We start from the raw sequence: 21,101 nt of genomic DNA on the forward strand, positions 1-21,101 counted from the left end.
GCCGCAGCACGGGGGCCAGCCGCCGATGCAGCACCAGCAGCCGCCCGCCGACCCGTGGGGGCCGCCGCAGCCGCAGCAGCCCCAGGACCAGTGGGGAGCGCCGCAGCCGCAGCAGCCCGGCGGCGACCAGTACGGGCAGCGCGAGCCGCAGTACCCGCCGCCTCAGGAGCAGCAGTACGGCGCCCCGCAGGACCAGTACGGCGCCCCCCAGCAGGCCCAGTACGGCGCTCCCCAGGAGCAGCAGTACGGCGCCCCGCAGGACCAGTACGGGGCTCCGCAGCAGGACCAGTACGGCGCGCCGCAGCCGGGCCCGGCGGACCACCAGTTCGGCCCGCCGCCCCAGCAGCACGGGCAGCCCCCGCACGGCGCGCCCCCGCACGGCGGACCGCAGCACGGCGGACCGCAGCACGGCGGACCGCAGCACGGCGGGCCGCCGCTGCCGCCGCACGGCCGTGAGGCGACGCTGCTGCCGCCCGACCACAACCAGGGCCAGCGTCCCCCCGCCCCCGACAGCACGGCGTTCATGTGCCCGTACTGCGAGGCGGTGCTGAGCAACCCGGGCGCCGCGCAGTGCGACTCGTGCCTGCGCCCCCTGCCCAAGCAGGGCACGCCCGTCCTGCGGGTGCAGTTCCCCACGGGCGAGCTGAAGGTGTCCGTCGGCCAGCACCTGGTGCTCGGCCGGGACGCGGGCCAGTCGCCGGTGGCCGCCACGTTCACGCAGTACGACAACGTGTCGCGGCGCCACTCGACGGTCTGGCTCGACCCGTCCGGCACGGCCTGGGTGCGGGACGAGGGCTCCACCAACGGGACGTTCGTCAACGGCGAGCGGCTCCCCCGCGGCGTGGAGGCGCCTCTCCGCGACGGCGACCAGCTCCGCCTGGCCGCCGACGTGACGGGGACCGTCCAGCTGAAGTGACCCGCATGCAAGGAGGCGGCCCCGCGGTTCTCGGAACCTCGGGGCCGCCTCCTTCACGCTAAGGCCGCTCGCCGGCGGGTCAGCCGGCGCGCTTGGTGCGGGCGCGCATGCGCTCGCGCTCCTTGGCGTCCAGCACGACCTTGCGGATGCGGACGTTCGCGGGCGTCACCTCGACGCACTCGTCCTCGCGGCAGAACTCCAGCGCCTCCTCCAGCGACAGGATCCGCGGCGGGGTGAGCCGCTCCAGCTCGTCGCCGGTGGACGACCGCATGTTCGTGAGCTTCTTCTCCTTGGTGATGTTGACGTCCATGTCGTCGGCGCGGGAGTTCTCCCCGACGATCATGCCCTCGTACACCTCGGTGCCCGGCCCGACGAAGAACGTGCCGCGCTCCTGCAGGTTCGTGATCGCGTAGGCGGTGGCGGCGCCCGCGCGGTCGGCGACCAGCGACCCGGACGGGCGGGTGCGCAGCTCGCCGAACCAGGGCTCGTAGCCCTCGAAGACGTGGTGCGCCATGCCGGTGCCGCGCGTCTCGGTCATGAACTCGGTGCGGAACCCGATCAGGCCGCGCGCCGGGACGAGGAACTCCATCCGGACCCAGCCGGTGCCGTGGTTCGTCATGTGCTCCATGCGGCCCTTGCGGACGGCCATGAGCTGCGTGACGGCGCCGAGGTGCTCCTCGGGGATGTCGACGGTGAGCCGCTCGACCGGCTCGTGCTTCCGGCCGTCGATGGTCTTCGCGACGACCTGCGGCTTGCCGACGGTCAGCTCGTAGCCCTCGCGGCGCATGTTCTCGACGAGGATCGCGAGGGCCAGCTCGCCGCGGCCCTGCACCTCCCACGCGTCCGGGCGCTCGGTCGGCAGCACCCTGATCGACACGTTGCCGACCAGCTCGCGGTCGAGGCGGTCCTTGACCATGCGGGCGGTGACCTTGGTGCCCTTCTCGCGGCCGGCCATCGGCCCGGTGTTGGTGCCGATCGTCATGGAGATCGCGGGCTCGTCCACGGTGATCAGCGGCAGCGGGCGCGGGTCGTCGGGGTCGGCGATGGTGTCGCCGATCATGATCTCCGGGATGCCGGCGATCGCGATGATGTCGCCCGGCCCCGCGTCGTCGGCGGGCTTGCGGGTGAGCGCGTCCGTCATCAGCAGCTCGGTGATCTTCACGCGCTCGATGCTGCCGTCGTGCCGGCACCAGGCGACCTGCTGGCCCTTCTTGATCGTCCCGGCGTGGACGCGGCACAGCGCGATCCGGCCGAGGTAGCTGGAGGCGTCCAGGTTCGTCACGTGCGCCTGCAGCGGCGCGTCCGGGTCGTAGGACGGCGCCGGGATCGTCTCGGTGATGACCTGGAACAGCGGCTCCAGGTCGGCGCTGGCGGGCATCTCCCCGTCGGCGGGCTTGTCGAGCGACGCCCGCCCGGCCCGGCCGGACGCGTACACGATCGGGAAGTCGATCTGGTCCTCGTCGGCGTCGAGGTCCATGAACAGCTCGTACGTCTCGTCCACGACCTCGTCGATGCGGGCGTCGGGACGGTCGGTCTTGTTCACGACGAGGATCACCGGGAGCCGCGCGGCGAGCGCCTTGCGCAGCACGAACCGGGTCTGCGGGAGCGGCCCCTCGCTGGCGTCCACCAGCAGGACGACGCCGTCCACCATGGACAGCCCGCGCTCGACCTCGCCGCCGAAGTCGGCGTGGCCCGGGGTGTCGATGATGTTGATCGTCAGCCCGTTGTGCCGGACGGCGGTGTTCTTCGCGAGGATCGTGATCCCCTTCTCGCGCTCCAGGTCGTTGGAGTCCATGACCCGGTCGTCGACGTCCTGGTTCTCGCGGAAGGCCCCGGACTGCCAGAGCATTGCGTCGACCAGCGTCGTCTTCCCGTGGTCGACGTGGGCGACGATCGCTACGTTCCGGAGGTCGTCGCGGGTGGAGATGGGCATGCGGGTTACCTTGCGTGAGGTTTCAGGAGAGTCGCCGCAGAAAAGCGGCAGCACTCCATTCTACGCGCCGCGGTGCCCGGCCCATCCCGGCCGCGTCCTCCCACCCTTCACACGCGGTCACACGCGCCCCGATTCGCCAACTTTGCTCATCCTTTGTAATCTGCCCGAGATCCGGTCGTCCGGAGCCCCACCCCCCGGGGCTGCGACCGGCACGCCGAATCTCCCGCCCGCCGGGAGAACCGGGGACCCAACCCTCGGGGTGAATCGACGCGCCGCAGGGCGGTGCGCCGTAGGGCGACTCCTGGCCCGAACCCGTCAGCTAACCCGGTAGGCGCGTGAGGAGAGGAGAACACCGGCTTGGCACCGGACCCCCGCCGGCGGCGGCGCTTCGCGCCCGCCGCCACCGCCGCCCTGCTCCTGACCGGCCTCGGCGCCACCGCCCCCGTCGCCGCCCACGCCGCGCCGCCGCTCCGCCTGGCCGCCGCCGCGACCGCGCCCAGCCCGACGCCGACGACGGAGAAGGGCCTGCGCAAGAGCCTCAAGGCGCTGAACGAAGAGGCCGAGATCCTCACCGAGAAGTACAACAAGGCCCGGGTGGACCTGAAGGCGGCGCAGAAGGCCGAGCAGGATGCCACCAAGAACGCGCAGGTGCTGCGCGCCCAGGCCGGCCCGGCCCGCGAGCAGCTCGGGCGGATGGCCGCCGCCACCTACATGGCCGGCGCCCCCGACGCGATCTTCGGCTCCGACGGCTCCGCCGAGGGGCTGACCGAGCGCGCCTACCTCACCCAGAACCAGGCCGCCGCCGTCAAGGCCCTGCAGAAGCAGATCCAGCGGGCCGACGCCGCCCAGCGCACCGCGGAGGCCAAGACCGCGCAGGTCAAGAAGGCGTGGGAGGACGCCAAGAAGGCGCGCGCGCAGGCCAAGGCCAAGGTCACTGAGGTGATGAAGCGCCTCGACAAGCTCTCCACCACGCACGCCCGCGACCCGCGCACCGGCCTCACCGCCAGCATCAAGGGCTCGGGCCTGCCCGCCAAGATGGCCCGCAAGGCCTACAGCAAGATCGGCTCCCCCTACGTGTGGGCGGCCGCCGGCCCGAACAGCTTCGACTGCTCCGGCCTCGTCGTGTGGGCCTACGCCCAGGTCGGCAAGCCCGGCCTGCCCCACTACACCGGCGACCTCTACCAGCTCGGCACGAAGGTGCCGCGCAGCCAGCTGCGCTCTGGCGACCTCGTGTACTTCGGCAGCAACCTGCACCACATGGGGATCTACCTGAGCGACGGCAAGTTCCTGCACGCTCCGCAGACCGGCGACGTGGTGAAAATCTCCAAGCTGTCGGACCGCTCCGACTACGCGGGCGCCAACCGCATCTCCTGACGGGCGCGGCGCCCCCACGGATGTCGGGGGCTTCCTGCGGCGCGGCAGGAAGCCCCCGAACTCATCCGCGCGATCCGACGCCCGGAGTGCGGCCGGGCCTCAGCTGAAATGCTCCCGGGCGAGCAGGTCGATCACCGGGCGGTCCCCGGGGAGCCAGTCGACGTCGTAGAACTCCGGCGGGGTCAGCCAGCGGAGGGCCAGGTGCTCCAGGGCCCGGGGCTCGCCCTCGATGATCTCGGCGGTCCAGACGCGCAGCAGCGCCCGCTCGCTGAGCGTCCAGTCGCCGCCGACGCGGCGGCCGAGCCGGATCTTGATCGCCAGTTCCTCGTCGCACTCGCGGACCAGCGCGTCCTCGTCGGACTCGCCCGGGTCGACCTTCCCGCCCGGCAGTTCCCAGCCGCCCGCCATGTGCGGCGGTTCGGCCCGCTGCGCGCTCAGCAGGCGCCCGCCGGCGATGATCGCCGCGCCCACGACCACGAGAGCGATGGCCATCAGCCCCTCTCCGTCATGGCGGCCTCCGGCCTGCCGCCGTCCCGTGCGGCGCCGACCAGCCGCGTCGCCTCCCGGACGATCTCCTCCAGGTGGCCGCCGTGCGCGCCGCGCCAGTAGACCTGCCCGCAGCCGGCGCAGCGGCCGTAGACGTCGTAGCTGCGGCGCGTCCCGGCTTCGAGGCCGCCCTCGACCTCGCGCTTGTCGACCGGGACGAGCTCGCCGTTGCAGGCGGTGCACCGCGTCCAGGGGCGCAGGACGGGCGCGAACCGGTCGAGGAGGTCGCGGAGCTGGTCGTCGGGCCGGGAGCCGCGGACGTAGGCGCCCGCCCAGAGGGCGCGGCGGCGGAGGAGGCCGCGGTCCTGGGTGAGCAGGACGCGGCGCTCCTCGTTGGCCTGGACGACCAGCGCCGGGTCGTCCATGTCGTTGTGGTAGGCGGTGTCGAGGCCGAGGAGGCGCATGCGGCGCGCGAGCGTGCCGAGGTGGACGTCCAGCAGGAAGCGCGGCGCGTCCTGGCCCGGCTCCAGCGGGACGGGCTGGGGGCGCGGCACCGCCGCCACGTGCACCTCGTCGCCGGGGCGCGGGCGGGTGGACGGCTCCGCGGGTTCGCCGCCGATGGTCATCGGGCCCGCCTCGGTGAGCGGCACCCCGAGCGACTCGACGAGGTGACCCAGCGTCGACGTCCCGTCGCAGGGCACCTGGTTCACGCTCTTGCGCCGGGTGGCGGGCAGGAACATCAGCAGTTCGTCCGCGACGCGGACGGTCATCTCGGGCTCCACGCCGATCAGCATGCCACGCGCCCCCGGCTTTCCCGTGCGATTATCGGCGGGTCAGGCGCGCGGCGGACTCCGAGAGGGAGTCCAGCAGGGCCGGGACGTCGTGGCCGCCGAGCACTCCCCCGCGCTTGACGACCCGGCCGCCCACGAGGACGGTGTCGACGTTGCGGGTGTCCGCCGACAGGACCACCGCCGCGATGGGGTCGTGGGCCGCGGCGGTGCCGGTGTCGACGCTGAGGACGAGGATGTCGGCGTGTTTGCCGGGGGTCAGCGACCCGGTGACGTCCGCCAGGCCGGCGACCTCGGCCCCTTCGATGGTGGCCATGCGCAGCGCGTCCGCGGCGGTGAACCCCAGGCCCGCGCCGCCGGGGCGTCCCCGCTCCAGGAAGTAGGCGGCCCGCATGATGCTGAACATGTCGCCCGGCCCGCTCGCGACCGTGTCGGCGCCGAGGCCCGTGGGGACGCCCGCGTTCCGGGCCCGTCCGGTGGGCGGGGGGCCGATGCCGAGCGCCGCCTCGATCGCGGGTGCGACGGACACGGTCCCGCCGCTGCCGGCGATCCGCTCGAACTCCTCGCCGGTGTAGTGGTTGGCGTGGACGTAGGTCGTCGGGTGCTTCAGGAGCCCGGCGTCCGCGAGGAAGGCGAGGCCGCGCGCGGCGCTCTCGGGCCCGTGGCCGCCCATGTGGACGGTGACCGGCAGGCCGAGGTCGCGGGCCAGCCGCCACTCGGCCAGCGCCCGCTCCTCACCCGCGATCTCCGGGCCGAGCGCCGCCATCGCCATGGTGAGCGTCCCGGCGGGCGCGTCGAAGTACTCGCCGCGGACGCGGCGGGTCTCGGCGGCCAGCGCGCCGGGGCCGCCGTCGCCGCCGTAGCAGTAGCCGAACACCGCCCTGATGCCCGATGCGCGGAGCGCTTCGACGTTCGCGTCGGTGTGGCCGGGGCTCAGCTGGATGTGCGACCAGTCGACCAGCGTCGTGATGCCGGAGTCGAGGCACTCCAGCACGCCGGCGAGCGTCCCGGCGTACACGTCGTCCGGGCGGTAGCGGGGCGCCAGCTCGCCGAGGACGCGCTCCAGGTAGGCGGGGAGCGTGCCGTCGGGGACGGTCGCGCGGATCCCCGCCTGCCAGGTGTGGCGGTGGGTGTCGACGAAGCCCGGCAGGACGAGCTTCCCCGCCGCCTCGACGACCTCGGCGTCCGGCGGTGCGGCCAGGCCGGGGCCGACCGCGGCGATGCGGCCGTCCTCGACCAGGACGTCGGCCTTCCCGAGCACGGTGGGCGCGGGTGCGGTGTCGATGACGACGCCGTTCCGGAGGAGTACAGTCGGTGTCATGCGAGAAAGCTTAAAGAAAAGCTTTTAAGAAAGCAATATGGCGAGTCAGTATCCTCGGGGACGTGCAGGGAGACGACGGGGAGCGCCGCGACGACGTCGACGCGGTGGCCGCGACGTGGCGGCGGGACGGGCTGTCCGAGCCGCTCATCGCGATGCTGGAGGTCGGCAAGCGGGCCGGGCGCATCGCCATGCTCGTCCAGCAGGCCATGCGGCCCGCCCTCGCCGACCTGGGGCTGACCTACGCCGAGTTCGAGGTGCTGACCGTCCTGCGGCGCGAGGGCGAGCCCTACCGGCTGCGGCCCAGCGAGCTGACGCGGTCGGCGTTCCTCACCTCGGGCGGGACGAGCAACGTCCTGCAGCGGCTGCACAGGGTCGGCTACATCGAACGCGAGGCCGACGCGGGCGACGCCCGCAGCCGGTTCGTGCGGCTCACGGCGGACGGGCTGCGGGTCACCGAGCGCGCCCTGAAGGCGGCCGGGGACGCGCACGAGGACGTCATGGCGCGGGTGCCGGAACGGGACGTGCGGGCCGCCGCGGACGCGCTCCGCGAGATCCTGCTGGCGGCCGGCGGCCGGCGGTTCCGCTGACGCCGCGGGTCAGGGCCGCCGGGCGGCCAGCTCGCTGACCTTCTGCTTGAAGTCGGGCCGCGCGAGCGGGCGGGTCACGCCCACCCAGTCCGACCGCTTGTACGACTTCACGCCGATCGCGGGCACGCACGTCGAGCAGCTCGCCACGATCATCTTGCCCTTGCCGATGACCATCCCGACATGCCCGGGGCGGTTCGGCGACGTCCCCGGGCCTGAGTTGAAGAACACCAGGTCGCCGGGCTGCTCCTTGCCCTTGGCGATCTTCACGCCGAACGGCCACTGCTCGAACGTGGTGCGCGGGATGGCCAGGCCGACCTGCCGGTAGGCGGCCTGGATGAGGCTGGAGCAGTCCCACGCGTCCGGGCCGTTCGCGCCGAACACGTACGGCTTGCCGCGCTGCGCCAGCGCGAACTCGATGATCGTCTGGACGAGCTCGCCGATGTTCGCGGGCAGCTCGTCGTCCCCGCAGTCGATGCCGTTCGCCTGGACGACCTTGAACTCGCCGCCGGCGTAGCGCTTCGCCCAGTCGAGGACGAGGTCCACGTAGTCCGACGAGTGGTTGTACTGGAAGATCGCGGTCTTCATCCGCTGCGGGGCGCCGTTGTGCTTGAGGTAGGCGGCGGCGCTCGGGATCGCGTCCTCCGGGTCGTAGCGGTCCTTCTTGCCGTCCTTGTCGCCGTCGACGCCGAACTCCCTGAACGTCGCGGCGAGGAACTGCATCGGCCCGCCGGCGCCCGCGTAGTTCTCCCCGCTGCTGACGCCGGGGAGCGTCGACCGGCCGTGGTCGGTCTCGACCTTGCCGATGCCGGCCAGCACGTTCCACGGGATGCCGTACTTCTTGCCGGCCTCCTGGTACAGCTTCAGGTAGTTCGCCGGTATCGCCTTCGCGTCGTCGGCCTCGGCGGGCTGCGCGTCCGCGCCCGCGACGTCCACGCAGTCGCCGCCGCCGACCCCGCCGCCGAACATGAACTGGCTCGCGCCGAACAGGATCGGGACGAACACCAGCGCGACGAACAGCGTCGCGGCGACGCCGAGGCCGCCGGCGAACAGCAACCGGCGGGGGCTCATCCGGTGTCACCCGCCTGGCCCGCGTCGGCGGGCGCGAACGAGTACACCTTCAGCGAGCCGCCGTCGCGGGCGACGGTCACCGCGTACTGCTTGCTCTCGGTGCTCTCCTTGCCGCCCTTGGTCTGCTGCCGGCGGCCCGTCACCAGGAAGATGATCGAGTTGTTCTCGATGGTGCGCACCTGGTCGAGGGACGCCGACCCCTGCGCGACGACCTTCTCGCGGCGGCGCTCCTCCACCAGGCCGGGCGCCGCGGCGTCCTGCCCGAGCTGCTGCGCCAGGTCGTCGGTCGCGAGGGCGGACAGGCGCCCCATGTAGGTCTCGGGGGCCTCGTCGTACCGGTACGTCTCGTAGGCGGCGACGAACCGCTGCGCGAGGTCCGCGGCCGTGGCGAACTCCCGCCGGGAGAACGGCAGCAGCCGGTAGATGTCGAAGTCGCCCGGGTTCACGGCGTTCTGTATGCCGGGCGGCGGTGACTGCGGGCCCGCCGGACCGGCCGCGGGCGTGCTGCTCGGCCGCGGCTCGGCGCGGTCGTCGCCGTGGTCGGGCGAGGCGACCGTCAGGTAGACGCCGACGACGGCGAGCACCACCACGAGTCCCGCGAACAGGAGCTTGCGCCGGCGGTCGTTCAGGTTCATCACTCGTCCCGTTCAGGAGACGGGCGGTCCACCGGGCGCAGCCAGAACGGGATCGGCGGGCCCTCGTCGGAGCCGCGCCGGCCCCACAGCGGCGGGGGCTGCCGCCGGCCGCCCGGCCCCTGGGCCGGCGCCCCGTTCCCATTGGACGAGCCGCCGCCGGAACCGCCGCGCTGCCTGGGCACGTTCGCGGCGGGCGCCCCGCCGCCTGAACCGCCGCCTGAACCGCCGCCGGAACCGCCGTTCGAGCCGCCGTTCGAGCCGCCGCCCGGGCGGCCGCGACCGCGGTCGGCCGAGCCGGACGAACGCCCGCCGCCGAACCAGCCGCCGCCACCGCCGCCGCCGGAACCACCGCCGTCGCCGCCGCCTGAACCGCCCGAGCCGCCGCTGACGCCGCCGCGTCCCGACCATGTGGTCGGCCGGACGGTGCCGCTCCCGGGACCGGCACCGGACGACGGCTTCCCGCCGCCGGCCGCGGCCCCGGCGCCCGCGCCCGAGCCGCCCTTCGCCACGGAGACGCCGCCCGGCCGGGTGGTCGCCGCGGTCCCGCCGTCCGTCCGGCGGTCGCCGAGCGCGCCCGCGCGGGTCGGCAGGTTCAGCGGCGGCGCGCCCCGCCGGGACCGCCCCTGCGAGGCCGCCACGGCACCGCCGGCGCCGCGCGGCTTCGCCGCGAGCACCGGCGCCTCCTCCGGCGACGGGCCCTCGCCCGCGCCCGCCCCGGTCCGCCGGTCGGCGACGGCGACCGCGGTGCCGGGCGCGACGTCGCCCTGCGCCGCCGGGGCGACGCCCTCGGACGTCGCCTCGCGCTTCGCCCACCGGGCCAGCCGGTACCCGGCGGCGCCGGGCACGACGGCGCCCGCGACCGCGGTGGTGCTCCGGCGCGCCTCCGCGACGGACTTGTTGAGCTGCGCCTCGCTCTTCTCCCGCGACCCGACGGCCGAGTACCCCACCGCGGAGAACAGGTGCTGGAACGGCTTGCGGTAGATGAACGCCGCGAACGTCACCAGCGCGATGAGCAGGACCTGCAGGCCCCACGGCAGCGTCTCGCCGAGGATCAGGCTGTACGCCCACAGCAGCAGCGACAGCACGCCGATCAGCGCCGCCTGCTTCAGCAGCATCGAGAGCAGCAGCTCCAGCCATCGGACGGCGATGACCCGCCCGATGCCGGGATGTATCCCGATCCCGAGGAAGATCGGCCCGGCGACGAGCAGCAGCAGGAACGCGATCTTCACCACGATCAGCGCGATCGCGATCACCATGATGAGCAGGCCGGCGACCAGCGCCGCGAACAGCCCGCCGAACGCGACCGCCAGCCGGTTCTGCCAGTTCTTGCCCTGGAAGAGCGAGTAGGTCTGCGGGTAGTCGTCCTTGATGTTCTTCGTGACGTCCTTGTAGGCGTCGGCCTTCTTCCCCAGATCGACCTTGTTGTCGCCGTAGGTCTCCGGGAGGTCGACCGCCTGCGACCACAGCAGCTTGTCGGCGTTCTCCTTGACGATCTTGGCGTTGGGGTCGGTGGTGCCGAACTCGCCCTGCAGCCACGGCTTGCAGACCAGCGCCACCCACAGCCCGTTGGCGTTGCGGGTCGTCGCGTCCAGGTTCCGCGAGGTCGCCGGATCGGGCTTGCCGTCCGGCCTCGGTATGCACGTCCCGCCCTTGGTGTCGCTCTGCGGCAGGGCCGCGTTGAACGCCGCGCTGGTCGCCTCGGACGTCTTCGTGCCGAGCGTGGTGAAGTCGGCGGGACGGGCGATCAGCCAGATGAGCGCCACCATCGCCGCGACCATCCAGATCACGCCCTCGGTGACCTTGCTCGCCCGTTTGCGGACCAGCCCCCACCAGGCGAGCCACATCGCGCCGAGGATGACCACCCACGACCAGTACCGCGCGTTGAACGTCTTGCCGATGTCGCTGATGACGCCGTCGACGGTGTCCTTCAGCCAGCCGAGCAGGGAGTCGGACGCGGCGGCCTGGTAGACGCTGATCGTCGTCCGGTCGATCGCCCGGACGATGGTGAACGTGGTGTTGGCGAGGGCGTTGCCCATCAGCGCCATCGCGTCCGAGCAGTCCATGTCGACCGCGTACCAGGTCTGGCCGGCCATGCCGTAGCGGTCGTAGTACGTCAGCTGCTCGACCGGGGTCTTCTGCAGCTTCTCGTTCGGGTAGTCGGGCGGCTTGATCATGCCGTCCGTCCCCGACCCGTACTGCTCGGGCGCGGGGCTGTCGGCCGGCCGGCACGGGCTGTTCGGCGAGAACGGCCCGGCGCTCGCCATCGGCGAGAGGACGACGACGAAGATCGCCGCCACCAGAGTCACCAGGAGCGAGCGGCGGGTACGGGGAAGCCGGCCTCGGCGCCGGCGGCCGGGGGGGTCGAGGACCGCGCGGTCGAGCCCTTCCCCGGGCGAACGCTGCAGGCGGGCGTGCGTCCGGCGGCGGGGGTTCCTCATCGGCGGACCTCCTCGACCTCGGCCCCCGCGACGGTGAGTTCGGACGCGCCCGGACGGGACCGGGTCGGGTTGGTGTCCAGCCAACGCTGCAGTTCCTCGGAGATCAGGTCGACGCCGATGCGTCCCGCTCGGCCGTCGAGGTCACGGAAGATGCATTCGCCGTTGCCGAGGTTGCGCAGCACGGCCTTGTGCTCGTCGGACGCCTCGACGCCGAGCAGCGACATGACGTTGCCGACCTCGACCCGTTCGGTGGAACGGAACGAGAACACCGACGACAGGCAGTTCGTCACCTGTTCGTTCAGCAGGTCCCCCGCGTTCTGGGAGACCAGGATCAGGGCGGTGTTCCGGGAGCGTCCCATGCGGGACACCTCCGGCACCAGCTTCGCGCCCTCCGGCGTCGAGGTGATCGCCCACGCCTCGTCCAGGAAGATCGCCTTGGGCAGCCGGCGGTCGAGGCCGTGCATGAGCCGCCGCGCGAACTGCGACACCAGGTACATCAGCGCCACCGACAGCCGCTGCTCGTAGGAGTAGTCCTCCCGCGAGATGGCGACGTCGGGCAGGGTGAGGCCGCCGAGCGTGAACACCGTCGTCCAGCCCTCGGTGTCGATGCGCTCGCCGCCGGACGGGTCGAAGCACAGCCGCGCGAGCCGCATCTCCGACATGGAGCGGAGCACCGCGCCGAGGTTCTTGGACGCGGGGTCCTCCGCGGCCTCCAGGTAGTCGACGACGCGCCCGAGCGACGGCCGCTCGGCGTTGGCGACCGCGCCGACCGCCTGGATCATCGCGGACTCGCGCTCCTCCGACATCCGCGGCAGCAGCAGCCGCAGCGTCTCCGTCGCCATCGTCTTCATCGCGGCGAGGTCGTCGCCGAAAGAGAACGGGTCGAGCAGGCCGGGCGCCGCGGACCCCAGCGGCAGGATGCGAGCCTTCCTCCCCCGCGCCTTCAGCAGCTCGACGAGCGACTCCGCGTCGCCCTTCGGGTCGATCGCCGCGATCGTGACGCCGCGCAGCGCCATCTGGTAGATCAGCAGCAGCGCGAGCGTGGTCTTGCCGCCGCCGGGCTCCCCGGTGATCGCCACCGCGGTCGGGCGGTTGCGGGCCGCCGCGACCAGCGGGTCGAAGTGCACGATCGACCTCGCCCGGCCGAGCGTCTCGCCGATGTAGGGGCCGATCCAGCCCTCGTTCTCCTCGTCCGGGCGGTCGCCGAGGTCGACGGTCGCGATGGGCATGCCGCCCGCGATCGTCCGCAGCGGCTGCCGCTGCGCGTACGCGTTGAGCCGGATCTGGTCGCCGGGCAGCGACTCCAGGAACAGCGAGAACTGGTCGCCGGTGGAGTTGACGACGTCGATGCCGATGTCGCGGTAGTGCTCCACGACCGCGTCCACCCGCTGGGCGAGCAGCTCCTCGGTCGGCGCGGACACGATCAGCCGGTGCCACCCGTACACGAACGGCAGCCGCTCCTTGGTGATGCCGTGCTCCAGCATCCGCGCCGCGTCGATCTGCTCCGCGAGCGCGATCGGCGCCTCCGCGCCGGCCTCCCGGATGTGCTGGTCCATGTCGCGGGCGTGGGCGAGCTTGCGCGACACGTCCTTGGACGCCTTCGCCGGCGGGATCAGCTTCATCCGCGCGCTGATCTCCACCGGGAACGGGAGGGCGTCGGCGTAGTGGAACCAGGGTTCGCCGTCCGGGAACGGCATCATGTCGGGGAACCTGGCGAACGACAGGTACGCGACGTACGACTCGGCCGTGGCGCCGCCGCCCGCGCCCGTGAAGTTGGGCTGCTCTATCCGCAGGTAGGAGCGGCCGTTGTGGATGGCGCCCTCGACCAGCGACTCGATCTCGCCCTTGCCCCACGTCCTGCGCGGCACGGCGGACGGCGGCGGGTCGGCGAGCGACCCCGACACCGCGTGCTGGAACAGCCACGCGACCTCGGTGGACGACGCGTGCCGCGCGTAGAGGGCCGACCCGCCGAGCGCGCGCCCGACCCGCTCGGCCTGCTCCGTCCAGCGCGCGATCTCCTTCTTGTCGATCGCGTCGTCGTGCACGCCGAGGACGTTCTCGCTGCGCTTGTAGAACCCGAGGAGCTGCGACAGGACGCCGCCCGAAAGGTGCGCGCCCATCCCCCGCGGGCCGAGCCGGACGCCGAGGTAGACCTCCTTGGTCCAGAAGTCCTTGGCCCACACGTGCGCGTAGGTCTCCTCCAGGTACTCGCGCCACCCGGGGCCGCCGTCGGACGTCCGGTCCAGGGCGAGCGCCCACTCGGCCGCCGGGTAGGTCCGGTGCGCGATCCGCAGGTGGATCTCGGCGTCCTGCATCCGGATGCCGGCGAGCGCGATGGTGATGTTGGTGGCGAGCGCCTCCCGCTCCTCGCCGGTCGTGAACTCGTACGACACCGTCGGCAGCCGGAAGTAGGCCCAGGCGGCGCTGTCGGTGAACAGCACGCGGTCGTCGAAGTACCGGACGGCCAGCCGGCTGGACTTGCTCATGCCGCCCTCCCGTCACTCCCGGCCGGTGCGCGCATCGCGGAGCGCACGCGCCTCCCCGGATCCCTCACCGATTCTCCCGTCGCAAGGGCGGCCGCGCAGGGCTGCCCGGGAGAGTGTTTGCGGTCCGGGCGGACATGAACGTCGAACGCGTCCGCCAGCATGCCGGTCTCCGCTCGATGCCCGCGAACGGGGCTCATCGGGTGGCCTCCTGCTCCTGCTGAAGCTCCTGGTAACGCTCGGGCATGACGGTGAACCCGCCGGCCACGACGCCGGCGAGGGCAAGATAGGCACGCCGCGTCGGCGTCCGCAACGACTTCAGCTCGTTGCGCGGCGCGCGGTCCATGCTCAGGTGATCATCCCACGGGATGCGCACGAGGGCCCGGCAGCGCCCCCGCGCCACGGCCTCGGCCTGCTCGACGTCGTCCATGCTGCGGCGGCTCACCCCGTTGATGACGGTCACCGCGCGGGACCGCAGCTCCTCGTAGCCGTGGCCGTCCAGCCACTCGAAGGTCATCGCGACGGCCCGCGGCGCGTCGGCGCTCGCCGGCGCCACGAGCACGATCTGGTCGGCGTAGGGCAGCACGCGCGCCACGACCGCCGCCGCCGCGTCCAGCAGCGTCACGGAGTAGAACCTGTCGATCGTCCGGATCGCCAGCGCGTAGTCGCGGTCGTCGAGCGCCTGCAGCGGGTTCTTGCCGGCCGCGATCACATCGAGCCCGGACTTGGCCTGCGACGTGTACCGCCGCATCGCGGTGAGGCTGTTGACCTGGTCGGCCCGCGTGATGAGCCCGGTGAGCGTCTCGTTCGTGTCGCTGCGCGTCCGGCGCGCCAGCGCCCCGGGCCCGGGGTTCACGTCGATCGCGACGACGGGCTCCCCGTTGTGCTGGGCGAACGTGTGCCCCAGCATCAGCGCGGTGACGGTCTGCCCGGCACCGCCGGTGCACCCGAGCACGACCACGTGCCGCGTCCCGTGGAAGGGCTGCTGGAGCCGCTGCTGATACTCGGCGTCGATCTCGCCGTGCCCGCCGCCGACCGCGTGGATGAGCCGCCGCAGCCCTCCGGTGGTGACCTCGTGCTCGGGCCCCGGCGGCGTGATCGCCGGCCCGGACGGCGGCGGGGCGGGCGGCGGAGGCAGCGGCCGCGGCCGCACGGGCGACGCCGGCTGCGACCGGACCTCCCGGGGCGGCGCCTGCTCCTCCATCGGCGGCGCCGGCTCCGGCACGGCCGGCACCGGCTCGGCCGCCGGCCGCTGCGGCCTGGACAGCCCCTCCGACCACGGCCGGGGCGGCTCGCGCCGCGGCGCGGGCGGCTGCCCGAACGCCCCCGGCACCATGGGCACGTCCGGTCGCGTGACCGGCGGCGCCCAGGGCGGCGGAGGCGGAGCAGGCCGCGCCCCGGCGACCTTCTTGTCCCCGGGCTCCCCACCGGCCGCGGCGTCTCCCCGGCGCTCGGGGACACGGCCATCGGCCGGCTCGCCGGCCCCCTGCGGCGCACCCGAGGACGGCGCACCTGCCTGCCGCGCGTCACCCCGCGCCGGAGACCAGGCCGCCCCACGACCGGCAACACGCACGTCCGAGGGACCACCCGTGCCCTCGGCCACCGGAGGCTGACCACTCACCTCGGGCGAGCCATCACGCCCAGCACCGGAAGACCAAGCCGCCGGCGCACCCGCAGACGCACGACCCGCCACACGCACGTCCGACGAATCACCCGCGGCCACCGGAGGCTGACCACTTGACTCCTGCGAATCGCCGCGGCCAGCCCGGCGAGCATCAGCCGAGGCACCCGCAGGCGCAGGACCGGCGGCAGGGGCCGTCGGCTGCCCGGCCTCCGAAGGAGCAGACGCGGACGCCCGCCCGGCCACGCGGGCATCGGATGGGTCGCCGGTGCCCTGCGGCGCACCCGAACCGGCCGAGGGAGACGCGTTCACCTGCTGCGACTCCGCCGGTGCGCCCTCTGCGGGCCGGGCCGCAGAGGCGCGGCCCGCCACGCGGACGTCCGAGGGATCGCCCGTCCCCTGCGCCGCGGGAGGCTGAGGGCTCGTCTGCGGCGAGTCGTCCCGCGCGGCCCCGGCAGAAGACCGAGCCGCGGGCGCGGGACCGGTGGCGCGGAGATTCGGCTGCCGCACGGCGCGGTCGCCCGGCGGGGCGCCCGTGCCCTGGGCGGCCGGGGGCTGAGCGCTCGGCGTGCTGCCGGGCGCCTGAGCGTCGGACGGGGCGCCTGCCGGCGCGGGCCCGGCGGCGGAGAGGCCCGGGTGCCGTGCCGCGGGGACGTCCGGCCGGCCGCCCGTGCCCTGGGGCGCGCCGCCGGTCGCGGGAGCGGCGGGTGCGGGGCCGGGGGCGCCCGGGTGCCGCGGAGCGGACGGCTGCGCCTGGGGGGCGCCGCCGGGCGCGTGCGGGGCCGGCGGGCGGGGGCCGTTGGCGATCTCTTCGGCGGCTCGGCGGAGGTTCTGCTGGGGGACGTCGGGGCGGGTGGGCGCCGCCGCCTGCCAGACCTCCGCCGGGGCGCCCGGGCGGTGGACGCCGGAGGCCAGGGCGCGCTTGCCGGAGCCTTCGAGCCGCGGAGTCGCCGGGGGGCGCTCCATCTCGGCGGGGACGGGGAGGACGTCGTCCTCGTGGGAGATGTCGCGGGTGGTACGGCGCCAGGGCTTGGGGGGCGCGGACGGCGCCTGGGCGGCGTGCTGGGCCAGGGACGGGGGCGCCGCGGCGGTCGCGGGGCTGGGCAGGCGGGCCGGGAGGGGGGTCGGTTCGGCGGCCGGGCGGCGCCTGCGGTGGGCCTTGACGGCGGCACGTTCCATCGCGGCGGGCGCCTCCGCGCGGCGCCACACGCGGGCGACGACGACCACTTCGCGGGGTTCGCGGATCGGGGTGAGGCGGCACCAGGTGCGGGGCTCGGCGAGGTAGCGGCCCTGGGAGAGCAGCAGTTCGGTGAGGCGCTTGCCCTCGATGACGGGGCGCGTCGCCATCCAGGTCAGGACGCCCGGCGGGACGATGTAGAGGACGTGCCACGGCGACTCGAAGGGGATGCCGACGAGCCTGAGCAGCAGGATCCACGGTACGAACACCCCGAGGAAGACGCCGATCTGCACGAGCGGCAGCGGCATGGGAAGCCGCAGGTCGTACAGCTTGTAGAGCCGCTTCTCGATGCGCCAGATGTTCGTGTACGTGGGTAGATCCACGCCCCTACTCCCCTAACTGCGTTCCCTCGGGTCAGGAGACGTCCACGCCGAGGGCCTTGGCAATCGCCTTGGCCGTCGTCTCGATGATGTTCGGCACGTAGAAGACCACTCCGATCCCTATCGCCAGCACGATGAATTGGACGAAACGCGTGATCTCGCGGGTGAACAGGAAGAAGATCGCCACAATGGAGACGATCACGAGGAACAGCGGACCGAATATCTGGCGGAGCCAATCGGCGAGCTGGTCGGTTTTGAGTTCGTCGTCGGGCGCCGCCAGGATTTCGTGCGGAATCGACGCCATGAGGTGATGCAGCATCGACTGACTACCTTCCTAGATCGGCGGATTCGGGGGTTGCGTTGTTCAATTCGCGGCCTCTCATGACGCGTTCGGTTCCGTGGTGCCGCGAATGTCGCGCACGAGCCAGGTCGTGCCCTTCTTGACCATGGTGAGCTGGTAGGCCTGCTCCAGCTCGCCGCCGCCTCCCCCGGCGGGCTGCCACACCACCGTCGCGGTGACGGTGCGCTCGCCGTCCGGGCCCTTCGGCGCGACGACATCCTTGACCTGCACGAACGTGACCGAGTTGGCGAGGCCGGCGATGGTCGTCCCGTCCGAGAAGCGGGACAGGGCCTCCTGGTTGCCGGTCGCGTACTCCTGGAAGAAGGTGCCGAGGAAGGGCTTGAGCTCGTTCTCGAGCGCGGTGTCGCGGTCGTCGACGCCGCCCTGGGGAAGCTGCGCCTTGGTCGGCGGGGGAAGGAGGGCGGGACGGGCGGACACGACCAGGGAGCCGCTCTTGTCGGCGTACACGGGAACGGCGAGGCGCAGCCACCGGTCGGCGGTGCGGGCGAGCAGCGTCACGGTCGCGTTGTTGGCGTCGCGGGCGTCCACTCCGGCGACCTGGACGGACTGCACCTGCATCTTCCCGACGCCGTTCCAGCCGAATTGGGCGTCGGCGCCGTCGGGCAGGAAGGTGCGCAATTGCGCCTCGCGGGCGGGTGCGTTCTTCTGGTCGAAGTTGAGGTAGACGTTCGCGAACTGGAGGGCGAACGCGCCCGCGGCGCTGCTGGGGAACCCGGCACTCTTCGGCGGCTTGGCCGGTGACGTGCCGCCGCCGGACGACTCGTCGGCGGTGAACCGCTCGAACGGGGCGCGGACGCCGTTGACGAGGATGACGATGATCAGCGCCCACAGCACGGCGCGCCCGACCCACACCCACCAGCGGCCGCCGGATCCGCCCCAGCGGCCGCCGCGGGCGCGGCCCCGGGGCCCGGTCGGCTCGGGCAGGTCCCACGACGGGTCGACGGATGACGCGAGCGCCCGTCCGGGCGCCGCGGTCTCCTCGACTACGGCGGTGTCACGGCCGCGTCCCGCGGCCGACCTGCGAGCCATCCTGCCTCCGCTCGCGCCTCGCCCCCGGTCGGCGCGCTCCTGTGCTGCCTGGTCATGTTCCGGTGGATTTTCCTGAACCCACCTCGGGCCCAGGGTAACCACGGGCGTCAATTGTTCCAGCGCATCGCAGCGAAGCACAGCCCCGGCACGCGGTTGTGGATAATGCAATCCACCTCAGCAGGAACGGGGAAGATTGCCAAACGGTGACGATCCCCTATCCGGGGCTCCGAAGAGTGCGCAGGTCCAGGTTTCGGACAAGCGGCGCGACTCGGTTGTTGCTTGGTTACCGGGTGGCGGCGACGGCCGCCGGCCGTTCCCGAAAGAAACCGACAAACTGGCGCATTCGCGACATCTGTTGTCAAAACACCCAGCTCAGTGACCGCTTGGGCCTCGAAACGACCCGCTGTTGCCAAAATCACACTGGTCACAGCGGTTGTCACACGCCGCCGGCGGCCTGGGCGCGGGGCGCCGCCCCCTCGCTAGCGCGCAGCGTGCGTCGCCTCCTCGGCGCGGTCTCCGCGCAGCATGTCGGGGACGGCCGGCTCGGGCAGCAGGCGGAACAGCAGCCAGCTCAGGACGGGCATCAGGATCAGAGGTGTCAGGGCCGTGCGAAGCGAGGCGGCGTCGGCGATCGCGCCGATGACGGGGCTGGCGAGGCCGCCGACGCTGACCGTGAGCCCGAGTGTGATCCCGCCGGCCGTGCCCACCCGCGTCGGCAGGTAGTCCTGGGCGAGCGTGACCTGCAGCGAGAACGGGACGTACAGCCCGATCGAGGTCAGCGCCACGAACAAGAAGATGGCCGGGCCGGGCACGAACACCACGCCGGCGACGCCCGCGGCGGCGATCAGGTACCCCGCGCGCACCACCGCCACCCGGTCCCGGCGGCGGGCCAGGTTGCCGCCGGCGATCGTGCCGACGGCGCCGCCGAGATAGAGCACGAACAGCGCGGCCGTCCCCACCGCCGTCCCGCCGCCGGTCTGCTCGCGGGCGTGGAAGGCGATGAACGTGCTCAGCCCGATGAAGGCGATCGACCGGCACACCACCGCCAGCGACAGCCGCACGAACGAGCCCCAGTCGTCGCGCCCCTCCGGGGCCTTCCGGCCGCCGCCCGTGCGCGGCGCCTCTCCCAGCGCGCGCAGCACCGGCAGCGTCAGCACGGCCCCGACCAGAGCGGGCAGGACCAGCAGCGGGGAGAACCGCAGCCCGCCCGCGGCGATCACGACGGCGACCAGGAGTGGAGCCGTGGCGAAGCCGACGTTGCCGCCGAGGGAGAACCATCCCATGGAGGCGTGGCTGCCCCTGCTGGCGATCCGGGCGACCCGCGCGGACTCGGGATGGTACGCGGCGACCCCGACGCCGGACAGCGCCACGAACAGCAGCGTGAGCGCGTACGAGCCGCTGATCCCGCTCAGGGCCACGCCGAGGCCGCCGAGCACGGTGCTCGCCGGCAGCAGCCAGGGGACGGGACGCCGGTCGGTGAGCGCGCCGAAGAACGGCTGCGCCACCGAGGACAGCAGACTGGCCGCGAGCACGATCCCGGAGGCCGCCGCGTAGCTGTAGGCGCGCTCGGCGACGAAGAGCGGGACCAGGGCCGCGACGGCGCCCTGGTAGACGTCCACGCAGGCGTGCCCGACCGACAGCAGGACGATCCGCTTGTTCCTCGGCATACCGCCATGATCGTCGGCGGGTCCGCTGTCGTGCTTTCGATAATCTGCCAATCGATGATGGACATCCGCCATCAGCCGGTGGCGCCGACCGCCGCCCGCCGGCTGGCCCCGCACGCGCGCATCGGCGCCCACCGGCACGACGACCACCAGATCGTCTACGCGCACCGGGGCGTGCTCTCCGTCACCACCTCCGCGGGCTCGTGGACGGTCCCCGCCACCCGGGCGATCTGGGTGCCGGCCGGCGCCGTGCATTCCCATCGCGCGCACGGCGCGCTGGAGCTGCACCTGGTCGGCCTGCCCGCGGACACCAACCCGCTCGGCCTGCACGAGCCCACCGTGCTGGCCGTCAGCCCGCTGCTGCGGGAGCTGATCCTCGCCTGCACCCGCGACCCGGCCGACGGAAGCCCGGAACAGCGGCGCCTGCGCGCCGTCCTGTGCGACCAGCTGCGGGTCTCGTCCGAGCAGCCGCTGCACGTGCCGGCGCCGACCGCGCCGCGGCTCCAGGCGCTGTGCGACATCCTGTACGCCGACCCGTCCGACAACCGCACGCTGGCGGCCCTGGGCAGGGAGGTCGGCGCCAGCGACCGCACGCTGTCGCGCCTGTTCAAGGCCGACCTCGGCATGACGTTCCCGCAGTGGCGCACCCAGCTGCGGCTCTCCCACGCCCTGGTGCTGCTCGCCGAGGGCACGCCGGTGACGGTCGTCGCGCACCGGTGCGGCTGGTCGTCGGCGAGCGCGTTCATCGACGTCTTCCGCCGCGCCTTCGGCCGGACGCCGGGACGCGCCGCCGCGTCGGACGTCGCCGTGTCAGATGCCGCCGTGTCAGATGCCGCCGTG

The 21,101-nt window shown here is 73.4% G+C and carries 16 protein-coding genes and 1 riboswitch; of the genes, 4 read left to right on the forward strand and 12 right to left on the reverse strand.

Features of this window, described 5'->3' with window-relative positions:
* The coding region (locus tag ACIWVC_RS21640; protein ID WP_396454481.1) for an FHA domain-containing protein at positions 1 to 916 on the forward strand (916 nt) is incomplete at its 5' end.
* A gap of 79 nt (positions 917 to 995) precedes the next feature.
* Here the strand turns inward: ACIWVC_RS21640 and typA are convergent.
* Positions 996 to 2,849 carry a translational GTPase TypA gene (gene typA, locus ACIWVC_RS21645; RefSeq protein WP_396446586.1) on the reverse strand — a complete coding sequence of 618 codons (1,854 nt, stop codon included), beginning with the start codon at positions 2,847 to 2,849 and terminating at the stop codon, positions 996 to 998.
* Between the two features lie 202 nt (positions 2,850 to 3,051).
* A riboswitch (cyclic di-AMP (ydaO/yuaA leader) is annotated at positions 3,052 to 3,199 on the forward strand.
* A gap of 7 nt (positions 3,200 to 3,206) precedes the next feature.
* Here typA and ACIWVC_RS21650 point away from each other — a divergent pair.
* Positions 3,207 to 4,223, forward strand: coding sequence for an NlpC/P60 family protein (locus tag ACIWVC_RS21650; RefSeq protein ID WP_396454482.1), 1,017 nt, complete (start codon positions 3,207 to 3,209; stop codon positions 4,221 to 4,223).
* A gap of 99 nt (positions 4,224 to 4,322) precedes the next feature.
* On the opposite strand, the gene ACIWVC_RS21655 is transcribed toward ACIWVC_RS21650, so the two are convergent.
* The 3 genes from ACIWVC_RS21655 to ACIWVC_RS21665 are packed head-to-tail and all read right to left on the reverse strand — an operon-like array spanning position 4,323 to position 6,818.
* A complete protein-coding gene (locus ACIWVC_RS21655) occupies positions 4,323 to 4,715 on the reverse strand; it encodes a (deoxy)nucleoside triphosphate pyrophosphohydrolase (RefSeq protein WP_396446584.1) in 393 nt (130 codons plus the stop codon).
* Positions 4,715 to 5,503: a Mut7-C RNAse domain-containing protein gene (locus ACIWVC_RS21660; protein WP_396446583.1), complete on the reverse strand. Its 789-nt coding sequence runs from the start codon at positions 5,501 to 5,503 to the stop codon at positions 4,715 to 4,717. Before ACIWVC_RS21660 ends, ACIWVC_RS21655 begins: the two co-directional genes overlap by 1 nt.
* Positions 5,504 to 5,531: 28 nt before the next feature.
* Complete coding sequence (locus ACIWVC_RS21665) at positions 5,532 to 6,818, reverse strand: amidohydrolase family protein (RefSeq protein ID WP_396446582.1); 1,287 nt, start codon at positions 6,816 to 6,818, stop codon at positions 5,532 to 5,534.
* A 62-nt stretch (positions 6,819 to 6,880) separates the two neighbouring features.
* On the opposite strand from ACIWVC_RS21665, the gene ACIWVC_RS21670 reads away from it, so the two are divergent.
* Positions 6,881 to 7,405 carry a MarR family winged helix-turn-helix transcriptional regulator gene (locus tag ACIWVC_RS21670; RefSeq protein WP_396446581.1) on the forward strand — a complete coding sequence of 175 codons (525 nt, stop codon included), beginning with the start codon at positions 6,881 to 6,883 and terminating at the stop codon, positions 7,403 to 7,405.
* A gap of 9 nt (positions 7,406 to 7,414) precedes the next feature.
* On the opposite strand, the gene ACIWVC_RS21675 is transcribed toward ACIWVC_RS21670, so the two are convergent.
* The 8 genes from ACIWVC_RS21675 to ACIWVC_RS21710 all read right to left on the reverse strand — a co-directional run bounded on the left by ACIWVC_RS21675 (position 7,415) and on the right by ACIWVC_RS21710 (position 20,264).
* Positions 7,415 to 8,473 carry an NlpC/P60 family protein gene (locus ACIWVC_RS21675; protein WP_396454483.1) on the reverse strand — a complete coding sequence of 353 codons (1,059 nt, stop codon included), beginning with the start codon at positions 8,471 to 8,473 and terminating at the stop codon, positions 7,415 to 7,417.
* Positions 8,470 to 9,108 (reverse strand): hypothetical protein, encoded by a 639-nt coding sequence (locus ACIWVC_RS21680; RefSeq protein ID WP_396454484.1) that lies wholly within the window; start codon positions 9,106 to 9,108, stop codon positions 8,470 to 8,472. Before ACIWVC_RS21680 ends, ACIWVC_RS21675 begins: the two co-directional genes overlap by 4 nt.
* Entirely contained in the window at positions 9,108 to 11,546 is a 2,439-nt protein-coding gene (locus ACIWVC_RS21685; protein ID WP_396446578.1) for a type IV secretion system protein, read from the reverse strand. The genes ACIWVC_RS21680 and ACIWVC_RS21685 overlap by 1 nt, the downstream gene beginning before the upstream one ends.
* Positions 11,543 to 14,032, reverse strand: a complete 2,490-nt coding sequence (locus tag ACIWVC_RS21690; protein ID WP_396446577.1) for an ATP-binding protein — start codon at positions 14,030 to 14,032, stop codon at positions 11,543 to 11,545. The genes ACIWVC_RS21685 and ACIWVC_RS21690 overlap by 4 nt, the downstream gene beginning before the upstream one ends.
* 193 nt (positions 14,033 to 14,225) lie before the next feature.
* A complete protein-coding gene (locus ACIWVC_RS21695) occupies positions 14,226 to 17,210 on the reverse strand; it encodes a TcpE family conjugal transfer membrane protein (RefSeq protein ID WP_396446576.1) in 2,985 nt (994 codons plus the stop codon).
* Positions 17,211 to 17,241: 31 nt separating this feature from the next.
* Positions 17,242 to 17,526, reverse strand: coding sequence for a hypothetical protein (locus ACIWVC_RS21700; RefSeq protein WP_067798886.1), 285 nt, complete (start codon positions 17,524 to 17,526; stop codon positions 17,242 to 17,244).
* A gap of 60 nt (positions 17,527 to 17,586) precedes the next feature.
* Complete coding sequence (locus ACIWVC_RS21705) at positions 17,587 to 18,597, reverse strand: conjugal transfer protein (protein ID WP_396446575.1); 1,011 nt, start codon at positions 18,595 to 18,597, stop codon at positions 17,587 to 17,589.
* Between the two features lie 479 nt (positions 18,598 to 19,076).
* Positions 19,077 to 20,264: an MFS transporter gene (locus tag ACIWVC_RS21710; RefSeq protein ID WP_396446574.1), complete on the reverse strand. Its 1,188-nt coding sequence runs from the start codon at positions 20,262 to 20,264 to the stop codon at positions 19,077 to 19,079.
* Positions 20,265 to 20,318: 54 nt separating this feature from the next.
* On the opposite strand from ACIWVC_RS21710, the gene ACIWVC_RS21715 reads away from it, so the two are divergent.
* Positions 20,319 to 21,101: AraC family transcriptional regulator (locus ACIWVC_RS21715; protein WP_396454485.1), on the forward strand; the 783-nt coding region annotated here is incomplete at its 3' end.

It is taken from the genome of Actinomadura sp. (assembly GCF_044508335.1).
In the GTDB taxonomy this organism is placed as follows: Bacteria; Actinomycetota; Actinomycetes; order Streptosporangiales; family Streptosporangiaceae; genus Spirillospora.

Bases quoted from the DNA above. Each gene is read 5' to 3' on its own strand.
- ACIWVC_RS21690 (WP_396446577.1), bottom strand. From the start codon at position 14,032: ATGAGCAAGTCCAGCCGGCTGGCCGTCCGGTACTTCGACGACCGCGTG.
- ACIWVC_RS21685 (WP_396446578.1), bottom strand. From the start codon at position 11,546: ATGAGGAACCCCCGCCGCCGGACGCACGCCCGCCTGCAGCGTTCGCCC.
- ACIWVC_RS21700 (WP_067798886.1), bottom strand. From the start codon at position 17,526: ATGCTGCATCACCTCATGGCGTCGATTCCGCACGAAATCCTGGCGGCG.
- ACIWVC_RS21710 (WP_396446574.1), bottom strand. From the start codon at position 20,264: ATGCCGAGGAACAAGCGGATCGTCCTGCTGTCGGTCGGGCACGCCTGC.
- typA (WP_396446586.1), bottom strand. From the start codon at position 2,849: ATGCCCATCTCCACCCGCGACGACCTCCGGAACGTAGCGATCGTCGCC.
- ACIWVC_RS21680 (WP_396454484.1), bottom strand. From the start codon at position 9,108: ATGAACCTGAACGACCGCCGGCGCAAGCTCCTGTTCGCGGGACTCGTG.
- ACIWVC_RS21665 (WP_396446582.1), bottom strand. From the start codon at position 6,818: ATGACACCGACTGTACTCCTCCGGAACGGCGTCGTCATCGACACCGCA.
- ACIWVC_RS21675 (WP_396454483.1), bottom strand. From the start codon at position 8,473: ATGAGCCCCCGCCGGTTGCTGTTCGCCGGCGGCCTCGGCGTCGCCGCG.
- ACIWVC_RS21655 (WP_396446584.1), bottom strand. From the start codon at position 4,715: ATGGCCATCGCTCTCGTGGTCGTGGGCGCGGCGATCATCGCCGGCGGG.
- ACIWVC_RS21660 (WP_396446583.1), bottom strand. From the start codon at position 5,503: ATGCTGATCGGCGTGGAGCCCGAGATGACCGTCCGCGTCGCGGACGAA.
- ACIWVC_RS21705 (WP_396446575.1), bottom strand. From the start codon at position 18,597: ATGGCTCGCAGGTCGGCCGCGGGACGCGGCCGTGACACCGCCGTAGTC.